This window comes from Dongia sp. agr-C8 (genome assembly GCF_054658695.1).
The window spans coordinates 393,635-407,571 of the sequence record NZ_BAAGHZ010000002.1; the positions used below are offsets into that span (position 1 = coordinate 393,635).

12 protein-coding genes are annotated in these 13,937 nt (G+C 64.6%); 6 read left to right on the forward strand and 6 right to left on the reverse strand.

Going from position 1 to position 13,937, the window contains the following annotated elements; genetic code table 11:
* Positions 1-36: 36 nt before the first annotated feature.
* Complete coding sequence (locus ACYQ4T_RS09340) at positions 37-1,389, reverse strand: NAD(P)-dependent oxidoreductase (protein ID WP_459852941.1); 1,353 nt, start codon at positions 1,387-1,389, stop codon at positions 37-39.
* Between the two features lie 215 nt (positions 1,390-1,604).
* Between ACYQ4T_RS09340 and ACYQ4T_RS09345 the strand changes: the two genes are divergently transcribed.
* Positions 1,605-2,264, forward strand: coding sequence for a TetR family transcriptional regulator C-terminal domain-containing protein (locus ACYQ4T_RS09345; protein WP_459852943.1), 660 nt, complete (start codon positions 1,605-1,607; stop codon positions 2,262-2,264).
* 9 nt (positions 2,265-2,273) lie between these two features.
* Here the strand turns inward: ACYQ4T_RS09345 and ACYQ4T_RS09350 are convergent, their stop codons facing one another.
* Genes ACYQ4T_RS09350 through hydA form a run of 5 tightly spaced genes read right to left on the reverse strand, consistent with a single transcriptional unit; the run spans position 2,274 to position 6,796 of the window.
* On the reverse strand, positions 2,274-2,867 hold the full coding sequence (locus ACYQ4T_RS09350; protein ID WP_459852945.1) for an imm11 family protein: 594 nt from the start codon (positions 2,865-2,867) through the stop codon (positions 2,274-2,276).
* Between the two features lie 15 nt (positions 2,868-2,882).
* A complete protein-coding gene (locus ACYQ4T_RS09355; RefSeq protein WP_459852947.1) occupies positions 2,883-4,460 on the reverse strand; it encodes a hypothetical protein in 1,578 nt (525 codons plus the stop codon).
* Between the two features lie 30 nt (positions 4,461-4,490).
* Entirely contained in the window at positions 4,491-4,724 is a 234-nt protein-coding gene (locus ACYQ4T_RS09360; protein ID WP_459852949.1) for a hypothetical protein, read from the reverse strand.
* A gap of 2 nt (positions 4,725-4,726) precedes the next feature.
* Positions 4,727-5,314, reverse strand: coding sequence for a DUF4166 domain-containing protein (locus ACYQ4T_RS09365; protein WP_459852951.1), 588 nt, complete (start codon positions 5,312-5,314; stop codon positions 4,727-4,729).
* Between the two features lie 30 nt (positions 5,315-5,344).
* Positions 5,345-6,796 (reverse strand): dihydropyrimidinase, encoded by a 1,452-nt coding sequence (hydA, locus tag ACYQ4T_RS09370; protein WP_459852954.1) that lies wholly within the window; start codon positions 6,794-6,796, stop codon positions 5,345-5,347.
* Positions 6,797-7,025: 229 nt separating this feature from the next.
* Here hydA and ACYQ4T_RS09375 point away from each other — a divergent pair, with 229 nt between their 5' ends.
* From ACYQ4T_RS09375 to ACYQ4T_RS09395, 5 genes are all read left to right on the forward strand, one after another.
* Positions 7,026-8,000 carry an ABC transporter permease gene (locus tag ACYQ4T_RS09375; protein ID WP_459852957.1) on the forward strand — a complete coding sequence of 325 codons (975 nt, stop codon included), beginning with the start codon at positions 7,026-7,028 and terminating at the stop codon, positions 7,998-8,000.
* 48 nt (positions 8,001-8,048) lie between these two features.
* Positions 8,049-9,065 carry a sugar ABC transporter substrate-binding protein gene (locus ACYQ4T_RS09380; RefSeq protein ID WP_459852959.1) on the forward strand — a complete coding sequence of 339 codons (1,017 nt, stop codon included), beginning with the start codon at positions 8,049-8,051 and terminating at the stop codon, positions 9,063-9,065.
* A gap of 121 nt (positions 9,066-9,186) precedes the next feature.
* Positions 9,187-11,325 carry an ABC transporter permease gene (locus ACYQ4T_RS09385; protein ID WP_459852962.1) on the forward strand — a complete coding sequence of 713 codons (2,139 nt, stop codon included), beginning with the start codon at positions 9,187-9,189 and terminating at the stop codon, positions 11,323-11,325.
* On the forward strand, positions 11,322-12,398 hold the full coding sequence (locus tag ACYQ4T_RS09390; protein ID WP_459852964.1) for an NHL repeat-containing protein: 1,077 nt from the start codon (positions 11,322-11,324) through the stop codon (positions 12,396-12,398). Before ACYQ4T_RS09385 ends, ACYQ4T_RS09390 begins: the two co-directional genes overlap by 4 nt.
* Positions 12,398-13,930 carry a sugar ABC transporter ATP-binding protein gene (locus tag ACYQ4T_RS09395; RefSeq protein ID WP_459852967.1) on the forward strand — a complete coding sequence of 511 codons (1,533 nt, stop codon included), beginning with the start codon at positions 12,398-12,400 and terminating at the stop codon, positions 13,928-13,930. The genes ACYQ4T_RS09390 and ACYQ4T_RS09395 overlap by 1 nt, the downstream gene beginning before the upstream one ends.
* The last annotated feature ends 7 nt before the right edge of the window (positions 13,931-13,937 follow it).

Consider the following 13,937-nt stretch of genomic DNA (forward strand, 5'->3'; position numbering starts at 1 on the left):
CCTGCGGGAGAGGGCTGGGGTGAGGGGTCGAAGATTCTAACCACGCGCCGCTCCATTCCCCCGCAGCGCCCGATCAATGGCATGCGCCGCGAGCTTGCCGTCCTGCACGCTTTGCACCGTCAGGTCCGTGCCGCTGGCGACGCAATCGCCGCCGGCCCAGACTTTCGGCATGCTGGTCTTGAAATCCTGATCGACCACGATCTTGCCCTTGGCCGTCGTGAGACCCAGCGGCGGCGTGAGGGTCTGGCCGATCGCCTTGAACAGCTGGTCGCAGTCCAGGCGGAACTTCTCGCCGGTGCCGGACAGCTTCCCGTCCGAGCCCATCCGCGTGTATTCGAACTCGACGCCGGCGATGGCGCCATCCTTGCCGATCAGCAGGACCGGCCGGACCCAATGCTTGATCTTGACGCCGGAGACCTGGGCGAATTCCTGCTCGTGCTCGGTCGCGCTCATATTCTCCGCGCCCCGGCGATAGGCGATGGTGACGTCCTCGGCGCCGAGCTTCTTGGTCTGGATCGCGATGTCGATCGCGGTGTTGCCGCCGCCGATCACCACCACCTTGCGGCCCACGGGCAGCACCGCTTTGTCCTTGGCCTGGCGCAGCTCGGCGATATAGCCGACCGCGTCGAGCACGCCTTTCAAATCGCCCTCGCCCGGCAGGTCCAGCGCGTTGACACCGCCGAGGCCGATGCCGAGGAAGACCGCGTCATAGTCGCGGGCGAGATCGGCGAGTTGCACGTCCTGGCCCAGGCGCCGCCCCGCCTTCACGTCGATGCCGCCGATCGAGAGGATGAAATCGATCTCGCGCTGGGCGAAGTTGTCGACCGTCTTATAGGCGGCGATGCCGTATTCATTGAGCCCGCCGAGATGCGGCCGCGCTTCATAGACCGTCACGGCATGGCCCAACACGGCAAGCCGATGCGCGCAGGACATGCCGGCCGGCCCGCCGCCGACCACGGCGATCTTCTTGCCGGTGGATTCCGCGCGGGTGAACGGCTGGTGCCCCGCCTCGATCAGTTGATCGACCGCATAGCGCTGCAGCGCGCCGATATCGACCGGCCGGTCCTCCGAGGTGTTGCGCACGCAGGCGCGCTCGCACAAGATTTCCGTCGGGCAGACCCGCGCGCACATGCCACCGAAGATGTTCTCGGCCAGGATCTTCTCGGCCGCACCCTTGGTATTGCCGGTCGAGATCATGCGGATGAAGTTCGGGATGTCGATGCCGGTGGGGCAGGCCTCGACACAGGGCGCGTCGTGGCAGAAGAAACAGCGCGCGGAATCCACGATCGCGCGCTTCTTGTCCAGCATCGGCTTGATGTCGGCGAAATTGTCCTCGATCTCGGCGCGCGACAAAGGCACGGCCGAGCCACCCAATGGTGCAGGCGCCATTGGCAGTCTCCCTTCAAGCTCTTAGGCGCGACCGGTCGGTTCGGTGTTTGGCAGGTGAACCGTTACGGGCACGCAACTCCCTATTGCAGGGAAGCCTGCCAAAGTTTGACCGATCGATCAAGTTTTATTCGCGGGGGTGCGCGGAATGCGCTAGAATGGCGGCCAACAGCCAAGGCCGCGCGGCCTGCCAAGCGCCGGCCAGCATGGGAGGATGGATGGACTCGGCCCCTAAGCCCGCCGGCGACGGCGAAACCGCGGGAGCAGGCCCGCGCGAACAGGCCCGCGCGAGGATCGAGGCGAAGATCCTGGCCGCCGCCGAGGCGGTCTTCGCCGAGCGCGGCTTCAGCGGTGCCGCCATGTCGGAGATCGCGCGCCGCGCCGGCATCCCGAAGCCGAACCTGCACTATTACTGCAAGACCAAGGAGGAGCTCTATCGCCGGGTGATGGAGCGGATCCTCGACCTCTGGCTCGGCACCGCCGACGAGATCATGCCGGAATCCGATCCGGCGGAAGCCTTCGCCCATTACATCGCCGCGAAGATCGACCTCGCCCGGCGCCGGCCTTTGGCCTCGCGCGTCTTCGCCAACGAACTGATCCACGGCGCGCCGCAGCTCGGTGAATTCCTCGAAACCGAATTGAAGGACTGGGTCGCGCGCAAGGCCAAAGTGATCGACGGCTGGGTCAAGGCCGGCAAGATGCAGCCGGTCGATGCGCGGCATCTCTTCTTCATGCTCTGGGCCGCAACCCAGACCTATGCCGACTTCGCGGTGCAGATCGCCGCGGTGCTGGGCCGCAAGTCGCTGAAGCCCGCCGACTACGACGCGGCGGCGAAGCAGACGACGGAGATCGTGCTCAGGGGCTTGGGGCTGCGATAAGGCGGCGGCTCAGACCTCGTACACATGAAACGCCGTCAGCTTCCGCAGGCGCGCCCGCCGAATCTGAAGCATAAGCTGGTCTGAGAAAAACAGGTCGGTCGGGAAAGTCGGGCGCCAGAGATGGCGTCCTTCGACCGCGGACCGCTCCGCCATCTCATAGCTGGAATCTCCCCTTGCAATGAGCTCCTCACGGCTGGGAGCCATCCCTGCGGCCCGGAGTTCTGCGATTCTCGCGCTCTTCAGAAGTACATCCATGATCGTCAGGGCATTCACGATGAAGTATGGCTTGCCGACCGGTATCTCACCACGATCGTAGAGCGTGACCGGAATGAATTGATGAAGACCGGGCTCCAGTTCCTCGACGACTTGCCTAAACCCCTCGGAAGCGACGTGTTTCGAAGCGATCGTGAGAAAATCGGGAATCGCGCCTCGAACGTAGTCATCGTCATCGCGCCGTCGTGCAACCATCACAGGCACGGGATCGACCCGCGCGCCGTTGCGAATTGACGCCGAAATCGCTCGGTGTGCGTCCTGATCGGGAAAATAGAAGGCCGGGGAGTATCTCTCGTCCTGGCAGAATACGTTCTTGATCATCCATGCCATGTCGATTGCCGCGGGCTAAGAAAGTTGGAACGGAAGCTCAAGATTCTCGCCGTCATAGAAAGCCGAGACATGTTCCGTGCCCCATTCGATGCGCGTGGGCGATCGCTGCATCTGATAGAGCGCGACGTAGCCGGTCTCGCGGCCCGGCAAGATTTCATGGCTCTCCAGCAGGGTCTTGGGATCACGGGCAATCGCTTGCAGCTCGTCTTGACCTTCGCGGATGAAGTCCGGGATGTAGATGCCCCAGAGCCGGATTTCCAGGCTTTGCGGGATGTATCGGTTCCCGCGCCTGATCCAGGTGAAGTACTGGCCGGCCAATTCGCGGTCCGGCGCCTCGCCGAAGCCATTCATGCCGGGATAGCGGACCATGCCCAGTGCTACGCCGCCTTGCCAGATGGTGAGATCCAGCAACTCGATGAAGAAGACATCTTCCCGAAGAACACAATGCCGCTTCAGGCTAGTAGCGTTTTCACCCAAGGCGCGTTCAAAGCGGACCAGCTTCTCGCGTTCCTTTGGACCACCACCGTGATATTGGGTGCCCGGCGTTCCATGGTTCCGACACGATTGGAACGCGATCCCCATTACCGGCGTCGTGCCTTCGTGCTCGACATGCGGATGTTCCCGGGACAGAGACTCTCCCAGTCGAATATGTGTCACCTCGGGGATCGAGAAGACGTCGTCGATCGCCTCAATGTTATCGGTCAGCCATTTCGCGATTCCTGAGAGCGTAGCGTCAGGGCCAAAGCGGCGCCAAGGTTGTGCGCCGATGTCCTCGGTAATCCGGTCGGCTTCGGCAAGCCCACCCAACTGCAGCACAGGCAGGTTCGGGACGTTTTGGCTCATGCCATGCCGGATCGGCATTTCGATTTCGTCCGTCAGCCGCACGGTGTCCTCGGCATATCTCAACGAACCGATGCCGGCGCTGAACACAGAAAGGCAGAGTTTCGAAATGGCTTCTTCCAGGACCAGCGCGTCATGCGCGCAAGGCAAGACTTCGAGCTCCCAGCCGATGAAGGGTTCGAGGCCGCGCACAGTCACGCCGGTGAGTGGCTGCCCACCCGGATCGGAGTCCCCATGAAACCAGGAGAGCCTGAACCAAAGTGCAAGAGGAAGATCTTCGTCGGCCAACTCCTCGATCATACGCATCGAGAGCATCGCGCCGGATGGAGCGAAGTGCAGGCCGATGGCCGGCAGAAGCCGCGCCACCACGACGCTGATGATGCTGACGTATTTCGCGACCTTGCGGACCGCGGTGACGCCTTCGAAATCGGCGGAATGGGAGATCACCGCCACGGCTTTGTGATCGACGATCTCGCTAGCGGCACCGGGCCAAGCCGCGACCGAAGCGGCGGCGGCTCCGAACTCCTCCAGCGGCTTAGGCCCGGTGCTGAAGGAGACCGTCACCGTGACATCCAGCACCTGGATGCCGTAGGTCCGGATGTTTTCATAGAGGCCGAGGTTGAGGATCTTGCCCTTGAACTCGGGGACCAACTCCTCAATCTGCGCGACCAGTGGAGCTTTTAGGTCGATCTCCACCTTCTCCCGCAGGAACAGCGTCGCGCGGAAGCGCTTGCCTTTGGTGTTCGCAATCATGCTACTGACGGTTACGTTATCGACAGGCTACTAACGAGCCGCATCGCGGCTTAGGGTCGGGCGGATCCACTCGGCGACGAGGCCACCCGCCAGCAGAATCAGGCCGGCCCCACCGGCCATCAACAACCTTTTGTATTCGCCGTCCATGAGCAACCCGACCACCAGCATGAGCAAGGTGAACAGGGAAGCGTGCTTTGCCGGCTTGATGATTGAAGCCTTACCCAATCGCATTTTACACCGCAATTCGAGAACGAACCGCGGCAATCTTACTCCGATAGCCGCTCGATTTCCAGTTGTCCTGAGTAACGCACCAGTCGTCCCAGGAGCGGCAGACCGACTGACACTTCGAACGCATACTTGCCGTCCCGCTCGCTCTCCCACGCCGTCATCGACGGCGCCAGGAAGCGCGGCAGCGCGATCGGGCCGATCTGCGTCGAGATCAGGCGATAAACCAGCCTTCCACCCTCGCACATCGGTTGGAGATAGAGCGAGAACGGCCCCATCTGCTCGACCAGGAAATCCTCGTCGCGCTTGAACGTGCTTTCGAAGGCTCGGCCGTCGAAGCTCCGGGACCAGACGATCTGGTCGGGGAAGTGCCAGGCGGTGACGACAAGGTCGGCCTTGGGATTGGATTTCGGCAGACCCAGGATGGCGGCGATCAAGCCGCCCAGGCCCTTGCCCCGCTCCACCTTCGCGCTGCCGGACATCCTAATGGTGCCGTGATGGGCCTGCTGCACCAGCGCCGGCAGCTTCGCGAAGGCGCCGTCCATGCATTCGATCAGCGCATTCTCCGGAACACGTTCCGGGGCTGCGCCCGAAGCAAAGGCGACGCGCCGACGTTCTCCCCCGAACAAGACGGCCGCTCCCCCGAGCCGGCGCCGCCTCTACTGCGCGGCCTTTCGCGGCACCGCGCGCGGTTGGCGGGCGTCGTTGCGCTTCTTCACCGCGTCGAACACCGCCGGATAGCACGGCCGGTCCACATACTTGCCGGCGCCCTTCTCCACCTTGAGCTCGCCCTTCTCCCAGACCACCTTGCCGGCGGCGATGGTGACGGTGTTGATGCCGGTGACCGTCATGCCTTCGAAGATGTTGAAGTCGACCTTCTGGTGATGGGTCTTGGCCGAGATGGTGCGGCTGGCTTTCGGGTCCCAGACCACGAGATCGGCATCGGCGCCGACGCTGACCGAGCCCTTGCGCGGGTAGATGTTGAAGATCTGCGCCGCGTTGGCCGAGGTCACGCGCACGAACTCCATCGGCGTCAGGCGGCCGGTGCCGACGCCGTGATGCCAGAGCACCGACATCCGGTCCTCGACGCCGCCGGTGCCGTTCGGGATCTTGGTGAAGTTGTCGCGGCCCATCGCCTTTTGATCGGCGCAGAAGCAGCAGTGGTCGGTGGCCGTGGTCTGCAGGTTGCCGGACTGCAGCGCGCGCCACAGGATCTCCTGGTTCTCCTTCGGCCGGAACGGCGGGCTCATCACATGCGCCGCGGCGAAGTTCCAGTCCGGGTTGCGATAGACGGAATCGTCGATCAGCAGATGCCCGGCCAGCACCTCGCCATAGACCCGCTGGCCCTCGTTGCGGGCGCGGGTGATCGCCTCGACCGCCTCCTTGCAGGAATTGTGCACGATGTAGAGCGGGTTGCCGATCACCTGGGCGACGCGGATCGCGCGGTTGGCGGCCTCGCCCTCGACTTCGGGCGGGCGCGACATCGGATGGCCCTCGGGCCCGGTGATGCCCTTCTTCACCAGCTCGTTCTGCAGATGGAACACCAGCTCGCCGTTCTCGGCATGCACCGTCGGGATGGCGCCCAGCTCAAGGCAGCGCGAGAAGCTCTTCACCAGATTTTCGTCCGGCACCATGATGGCGTTCTTATAAGCCATGAAATGCTTGAACGAGTTGACGCCGTGTTCCTTGGCGAGCGTGCCCATGTCCTCATAGACCTGGTCGCTCCACCAGGTGACGGCGACATGGAAGGAATAGTCGGCGCAGGACTTCTCGGCCCAGCTCCGCCATTCCTTATAGGCCGACATCAGCGAGGTGTTCGGCGAGGGGATCACGAAATCGATGATCATGGTCGTGCCGCCGGCAAGGCCCGCCGCGGTTCCGGTGAAGAAATCCTCGCTGGCGACGGTGCCCATGAAGGGCAGCTGCATATGGGTATGGGGATCGATTCCGCCCGGCATCACGTATTGGCCGCCGGCATCGACCACCTGGGCTCCACTCGGCGCGGCGAGATTCTCGCCCACGGCCTTGATCTTGCCGTTCTCGCAGAGGACGTCGGCCCGGAACATCTGTTCGGCGGTGACGACGGTTCCACCTTTGATCAGCACGGACATGGCAGGCACTCCCTATTATTGGCAGCCGCGCGGCTGACTGAGGCGAAGCGCGGCGGTTTGAGGAAATCTTACCCCCTTTGCAGGCGGTTGTAAGTGGTCTCATGAATGGTTCGCCCCCGCCCTTCGCCGATCCCGCCCCCTCTCCTTTTTATGCAGAGGTGGCAAGGCCTTGTTCACTGGGCGGTTTCGTTGTTCACTACCCGCCGACACGGGGCGGCGAATAATGAATATGTCCAAGGTTTTCGGGAATCTCAGCCAGGAAGTCATCGTCTTCCTGCTGGCGGCGGCGCTGTTCGTCGTCGCCGGCCTCACGCTGAACGGCTTCCTGCAGCCCGGCAACCTGATCGCCATGGTGCGCAGCGTCTCGGTGCTCGGCATCCTTGCGGTCGGCATGGGCATCGTGATCATCGGCCGCGGCATCGACCTCTCCGCGGTCGCGGTGATGGCGATGTCGGTCGCCTGGTATCTGCAGATGCTGCAGAGCGGCGTCGCGCCCGGCATTGCGCTCGCCTGGGCGCTGGGCGGCGTGCTGGCGATCGGGCTCATCAACGGCTTCCTGGTCGCCTATGCCGACGTGCCGGCGATCTTCGTGACCCTGGCCAGCGGCTACTTCGTCTACGGCTTCGCCCGCTCGCAGCTGATCATGCAGGACGCGACCGCGGTTCCGGCCGAGAACTGGATCCTCGGCCTGCAGCAGATCCATCTCGCCGAGATTCCGGTCGAGGTCTTCTCCTTCGCCGCCGCGGTCTTCGTCGCCTTCCTGTTCCTGCGCTTCTCGAAATGGGGCCGCTACGTCTATCTCGAGGGCGACAACCCGATGGCGGCGCGCAACATGGGCGTGCCGGTGCGGCCGATGACGGTGCTGCGCTACGTGATCTCCGCCTTCACCGCCTTTGCCGCCGGCGTGCTCACCGCCTCGAGCCTGCAGAGCATCAATGTGCGGGTGGTCAACTCCAACCTGCTCTACGACGTGATCCTGGTGGTGGTGATCGGCGGCATCGGGCTGTCCGGCGGCCGCGGCGCCATGCGCAACGTCGTGGTCGGCGCGCTGCTGATCGGCATCATGCAGAACGCCATGACCATCCTCGACATCTCCAACATCTACCAGAACCTGATCAAGTCCCTGGTGCTGCTGGTCGCCATCGTGGTCGACGGGCTGCTGAACCCGCGCGACGAGCAGACCGCGCAGCAGGGCGATATCTGAGTGCATCAAGAACGCGAAACCACCACGACAGAGAGGAAGGACCTGACCATGAAGATGAAAGCCATGCTGGCCGCCGCGGCCATGACGGTGCTGGGCGCCGTCGGCGTCGCCCAAGCGCAGGAAGCGACCGACCCGGGCCCGGCCGCCTATGAGGCAGCGATGAAGGGCAAGCGCGTCGTGCTGATCCCGATGGCGATGGGCTTCGACCTCGCGCAGGGCTGGGCCGCGTATCTCAAGAAGGAGGTCGAGGGCTGGGGCGGCGTGTTCGAGACCCGCGACCCGAACTGGAGCACCGAGGCGGCGACTCAGGCGATCACCGAGGTGATCTCCTCGGATCCGAAACCCGACGTGCTGGTGATCCACTCGCCCGACCTCAACACCTTCTCGCGCCTCCTGAAGAAGGCGCAGAGCGAAGGCATCTACGTCATCCTGATCGACAACCCGATGAACTTCCCGGCCGACGCCTTCATCGGCAGCGACTGGGATCGCCTCGGCCAGCTCGAGGCCGAAGCGGCGGTCAAGGCCTGCGGCGACAACTCGTCGAAGAAGATCGGCCTGGTGCAGGGCGATGCCGCCAATGCCTCGTCGATCTTCCAGGCCAACGGCATCAAGAAGGTGCTGGCCAAGCATCCCGACTTCAAGATCGTGGCCGAGCCGTTCTCGAACTGGGACCCGACCACCTCGCGCACGGTGACCGCCACCATGCTGCAGCAGAACCCGGACATCTGCGCCATCATCGACTTCTGGGATGGCGACGCGACCGGGGCCTCGGCCGCGATCAAGGACGCCAAGCTCGACGGCAAGGTGCACCTGATCACCACCGGCGGCGGCGAAAGCCTCGCCTGCAAGTCGATCGAGGACGGCACCTTCACGGCGATCGTCATGACCGACCTCGCCGGCCAGTCGCGCGACATGAACGCGATCATCAAGTACCTGATCCAGAGCAAGCAGCCGGCGGGCACCTCGGCGACCTACATCTACACGCTGGAAAAGGCCTGGTTTAAAGAGGACCTGAAGCCCGGCACCTGCTGGGACGTGAAGTCCCTGCAGGCCGGCCAGTTCTGACCGGAGTGTCGCATTAGAGAGTCATTGTGACGCACCCCCACCCAACCCTGCCCCGAAGTCGGGGGAGGGCTGGGGTGGGGGTGCCACAAACTGAGAATCCCCAGGACCACCGAGCCTTCCGATGACCTTGCGTGAGCGGGCGCTGCGCCTGCGCTACAACTACATCCCCGATCATCTGATCGGCGAGATCCTCACCAAGCGCTGGACGGATAATGCGATTCCGTTCACCGCGCTGGTCATCACGGTCGCGGTCTTCGGCTCCGCCATCTCCGGCTTCTTTAAGCCCGCGTCACTCACCGATTCCACCCGCCAGCTCGGCGAATTCTCGATCGTCGTCACTGGCCTCGTCATCGTCATCCTCGGCGGCGGCATCGACCTCTCGGTCGGCTCGATCTTCGCGCTCTCGATGTTCGCCGCGGTCGGCAGCTTCTACATCCTGGAACAGCCGGTCTGGGTCGCCTTCGCCGCGGCGATGGGCGTCGGCTTGGCTTTCGGCTGCATCAACGGCTACCTGGTCGGCTATATGCGGCTCAGGGCCTTCCTCACCACGCTGGTGACCCTGATCATCGGCCGCGCGATCTTCGACATCCTGGTGATCGACTACGGCACCCAGATCCAGATGTCGATGGCGATGTCCGATCTCTGGGACTTCATCGGCGACGGCACCATCTTCGGCATGAAGGCCAACGGCCCCTCGATCGCCGTCGCCACCGCCGTCGTCATCGCCATCGTCGCGCATATCGTGATGACGCGCTCGCGGATCGGCTGGCACATGCTGGCGGTCGGAGGCTCGCGGCGCTCGGCCTACAATGCCGGGATACGCGTGAAGCGCACGGTCTTCATCACCTATGTCGTCTCCGGGCTCTGCTGCGGCCTCGCCGGCTTCCTGAGCGCGGCGCGGCTGCAGGGTGCCGGCCCCGGCAGCGGCTTCGGCCTGGAGATCATGGCCCTGACCGCCGCGGTGGTCGGCGGCAACAGCCTGGGCGGCGGGCGCGGCTCGATCGTCAAGGGCGTGATGGGGGCCATCATCGTGCTGGTGATGTCGAACGGTCTCATTCGTCTGGGCTTCGGCACCGGGACCAACCAGATGGTGCTGGGCCTGATGCTGGCGGCGGCGGTGGTGCTCGACATCCGCTGGCTGAAGAACCGGCACAAGGTGCTGGACGAGGTCTACGTCACGCCGATCCATTTCCGCATGGACGACGCGCACTCCGCCCTGCCCGGCTCGGACAGCCCCTATGCCCTCAACAACGAGATCTCGAAGACCGAGTATATCGGCCTCGGCGAGCTCGAGGGCCCGGAGGACGTGATCCTCGACCGCGACGACCATCTCTATTGCGGCACCAGGCACGGCGAGATCATCCGCTTCTTCGCCCCCGACTATAAGCGCTCCGAGGTCTTCGCCCATACCGGCGGCTTCCCCTTGGGCTTGGCGTTCGACCCCGCCGGCAATCTGCTCTCCTGCGTCGGCGCCATGGGCCTCTATTCGATCTCGCCCGACCGCCAGGTGACCCGGCTCTCGGCCGAGACCAGGCGCAGCTGGACTTCGGTCGTGGACGACGCGCGGCTGCGCGATCCCAACGACTGCGACGTGGCGCCGGACGGGCGGATCTTCTTCACCGATTCCACCACCCGCTACGACGCCCATGAATGGGCGCTGGATTCGATCGAGGCGCGGCCCACCGGCCGCCTGCTCTGCTACGACCCGCGCACGCAGAAGACCACGACGGTGCTGGAGAAGCTGCGCTACGCCAACGGCGTCTGCATGGCGCATGACGGCAAGTCGCTGTTCCTGGCAGAGAGCTGGGCCTGCTCGGTGCACCGCTACTGGTTCGACGGGCCGAAGGCCGGCACGCTCGAATGCGTGATCAAGGACATGCCGGGCTATCCCGACAACATCAACCGCGCCTCCGACGGCACCTATTGGATGGCGTGGCTCGGCATGCGCACGCCGACCTTCGACCTCGCCCTGCGCCATCCCGGCATGCGCAAGCGAATGACCCGCAACCTGCCGATGGACGACTGGCTCTTCCCCAACATCAACACCGGCGGCGTTGTGAAATTCGACGAGACCGGCAAGATCGTCGCGACCCTCGGGGACCTCACCGGCGTCTCGCACCCGATGGTCACCTCGATGCGGGAGCATAAGGGCTGGCTCTATATCGGCGGCATCCTCAACAATCGCGTGGGCCGCTACCAGATTCCCGGCGCCGATCCGAACTGGACCGCGCCCGTCGCCTATTGGGGGGAGAAGAAATGATCTTCGACCCCATCCTCGACATCTTCCGCGGCAAGGCCGTCACCATCCCGCCGATGGACGGCGCGCTGAAGCCCAACACCGCGCTGGACGATGCAGCCATCGCGCTCGAAATCGACGCGCCGGACAATCTCTGCAGCGATGGGGAGCGGTTGATCTTCTCGTCGCATGACCGGGTCTTCGCGCTCGAAGACGGCAAAGTCGAGGAGCTGCACGGCTTCGATGCCGCCGTCACCGCCCTTGCGGTCTCGCCGGCGGGCGATATCGCGATCGGTCTCGACAACGGCGAGCTCGGCCTGATGCCGCGCGAGGGGAACCCGCGCGACCTCCCCGCCACCGCCAACCTCGCCTGCCCCACGGCGCTCGCCTTCGACCAGTCCGGCGCGCTCTATGTCGCGCAGGGCTCGGCGCGGCACCGGCCGTCGGACTGGGCGGTCGATCTCATGAGCAAGAACGCCTTCGGCTCGGTCTGGCGCCTGGATCTCGATGGGGGCGGCAGCGCCAAGATGCCCACGGGGTGCGGCAGCGCCAAGATGATTGTGCAGGGCCTCGCCTTCCCCAACGGCCTGCTGGCCGACCGCGACAGCGTGATCGTCGCCGAGGCCTGGCAGCACCGCGTGGTCCGTCTCGCCCCCAGCGGCGCGCAGAAGCCGATCCTGGAAAAGCTGCCGGGCTATCCGGCGAAGCTGGCACCGGCAAGCGACGGGGGGGTCTGGCTGGCCCTGTTCGCGCCGCGCAACCGGCTGATCGAGTTCACCCTGATGGAAGACGCCTATCGCGAACAGATGATGCGCGAGGTGCCGCGGGAATACTGGATCGCCCCGGCGCTCGCCTCCGGCGGCAACTTCCTGGAGCCGCTGCAATGCGGCGGCGTCAAGACCATGGGCATCCACAAGCCCTGGTCGCCCTCGCGCTCCTACGGATTGGTGGTGAAACTCGACGCGCAGCTCCGCCCGGTCGCGAGCTTCCACAGCCGCGCCAACGGCCGGCGCCACGGCATCACCTCGGTGGCCGAGGTCAAGGGCCGGGTCTTCGCCGCGTCGAAGGGCGGCCACGCCATCCTGGAGATTTTGTGATGCGCGAAACCACCCCCGATACCGCGGCGGCCGACGCGCCCCTCGTCGAGATGAAGAAGATCAGCAAGCTCTATCGCGGCGTGCCGGCGGTGAAGGAGGTCGACTTCGACCTCAAGAAGGGCGAGATCCACGCGCTCCTGGGCGAGAACGGCGCCGGCAAGTCGACTCTCACCAAGGTGATGGCCGGCGTGGTCACCGCTTCAAGCGGAACCATGACCTGGCACGGCAGGGAGGTCTCCTTCCAGACCCCGTTCGAGGCGCTGGAGGCCGGCATCGCCATGGTGTTCCAGGAAACCAGCCTGGTGCCCTCGATGACCGTCGCGCAGAACCTCTATCTCGGCAGCGAGAAGCTGCTGAACCGGCTGCGGGGCATCTACATCTCGGCCCAGCAATTCCTGCAGTCGCTGAACTTCCCGGTCGATCCGACCGCCATCGTCTCGACGCTCGGCGCCGCCAAGAAGCAGATGGTGGAGATCGCCCGCGCCGTCCACCACAATGCCGAGGTCATCATCTTCGACGAGCCGACCGCCTCGCTGACACCGGAAGAGAAGCGGCATTTCTTCTCCCTGATGCACCGCTTGAAGCGGCGCGGCGTCTCCATCGTCTTCATCAGCCATGCGCTGGAAGAAGCGCTGGCCCATGCCGATCGCATCACGATTCTGCGCGATGGCGAGCTGGTGGTGACCGACGCGGCCAAGGCCTTCGACCGCGAGAAGATCGTGCGCGCCATGGTCGGCCGCACCTTGTCCGGCGAGATCTACAACAAAAAACGGACCGCCGAGGAGATCCGCAAGCCCGGCAACCGCGTGCTCTCGGTGCAGGACATCTCGATGGGCGCGCAGGTCCGCAACAACTCCTTCTCGATCTACGAGGGCCAGATCACCGGCGTCTTCGGCCTGATCGGCTCCGGCCGCACCGAGACTTTCAAGGTGGTCTCCGGCATCTACAAACGCGACTTCTTCGCCGGCGGCACCATCGAGCTCGACGGCCGGCCCGTGCGCTACTACGTGCCGCGCGAGGCGGTCAAGGACGGCATCGTCTACGTGACCGAGGACCGCAAGGCCGAGGGCTTCTTCGAGACCATGTCGATCGCCGAGAACCTCTATTCCGGCCTGCTGGCCGCGAATCTCGAGCAGCGGAAATACATCAGTTTGCGCGAGATGCACGCGCTCTCGAAGGAATGGAGCGGCCGGCTCAACGTCAAGGCGATCAACGACAACGCGCGGGTGGTCGAGCTCTCCGGCGGCAACCAGCAGAAGGTGGTGATCGGCAAGGGTCTGATCCAGAAGCCCAGGATCGTGATCTTCGACGAGCCCACCCGCGGCGTCGATGTCGGCGCCATCGCCGAGATCCACCAATTGATCAACCGCCTGGCCGACGAGGGCCTGGCGGTGATCGTGATCTCATCCTACCTGCCGGAGATCATGAATCTCTCCGACCGCATCCTGGTCTGCCGCCAGGGCCGCATCGTCGAGGAATTCGCCCCCGACGATGCGACCGAGGAAAAGATCATGTACGCCGCGGTGCATTGAAGCGCTG

Coding starts and splice junctions, on each gene's coding strand:
- ACYQ4T_RS09380 (WP_459852959.1), top strand. CDS start 8,049: ATGAAGATGAAAGCCATGCTGGCCGCCGCGGCCATGACGGTGCTGGGC.
- ACYQ4T_RS09375 (WP_459852957.1), top strand. CDS start 7,026: ATGTCCAAGGTTTTCGGGAATCTCAGCCAGGAAGTCATCGTCTTCCTG.
- ACYQ4T_RS09355 (WP_459852947.1), bottom strand. CDS start 4,460: ATGATTGCGAACACCAAAGGCAAGCGCTTCCGCGCGACGCTGTTCCTG.
- ACYQ4T_RS09390 (WP_459852964.1), top strand. CDS start 11,322: ATGATCTTCGACCCCATCCTCGACATCTTCCGCGGCAAGGCCGTCACC.
- hydA (WP_459852954.1), bottom strand. CDS start 6,796: ATGTCCGTGCTGATCAAAGGTGGAACCGTCGTCACCGCCGAACAGATG.
- ACYQ4T_RS09340 (WP_459852941.1), bottom strand. CDS start 1,389: ATGGCGCCTGCACCATTGGGTGGCTCGGCCGTGCCTTTGTCGCGCGCC.
- ACYQ4T_RS09385 (WP_459852962.1), top strand. CDS start 9,187: ATGACCTTGCGTGAGCGGGCGCTGCGCCTGCGCTACAACTACATCCCC.
- ACYQ4T_RS09350 (WP_459852945.1), bottom strand. CDS start 2,867: ATGGCATGGATGATCAAGAACGTATTCTGCCAGGACGAGAGATACTCC.
- ACYQ4T_RS09395 (WP_459852967.1), top strand. CDS start 12,398: ATGCGCGAAACCACCCCCGATACCGCGGCGGCCGACGCGCCCCTCGTC.
- ACYQ4T_RS09345 (WP_459852943.1), top strand. CDS start 1,605: ATGGACTCGGCCCCTAAGCCCGCCGGCGACGGCGAAACCGCGGGAGCA.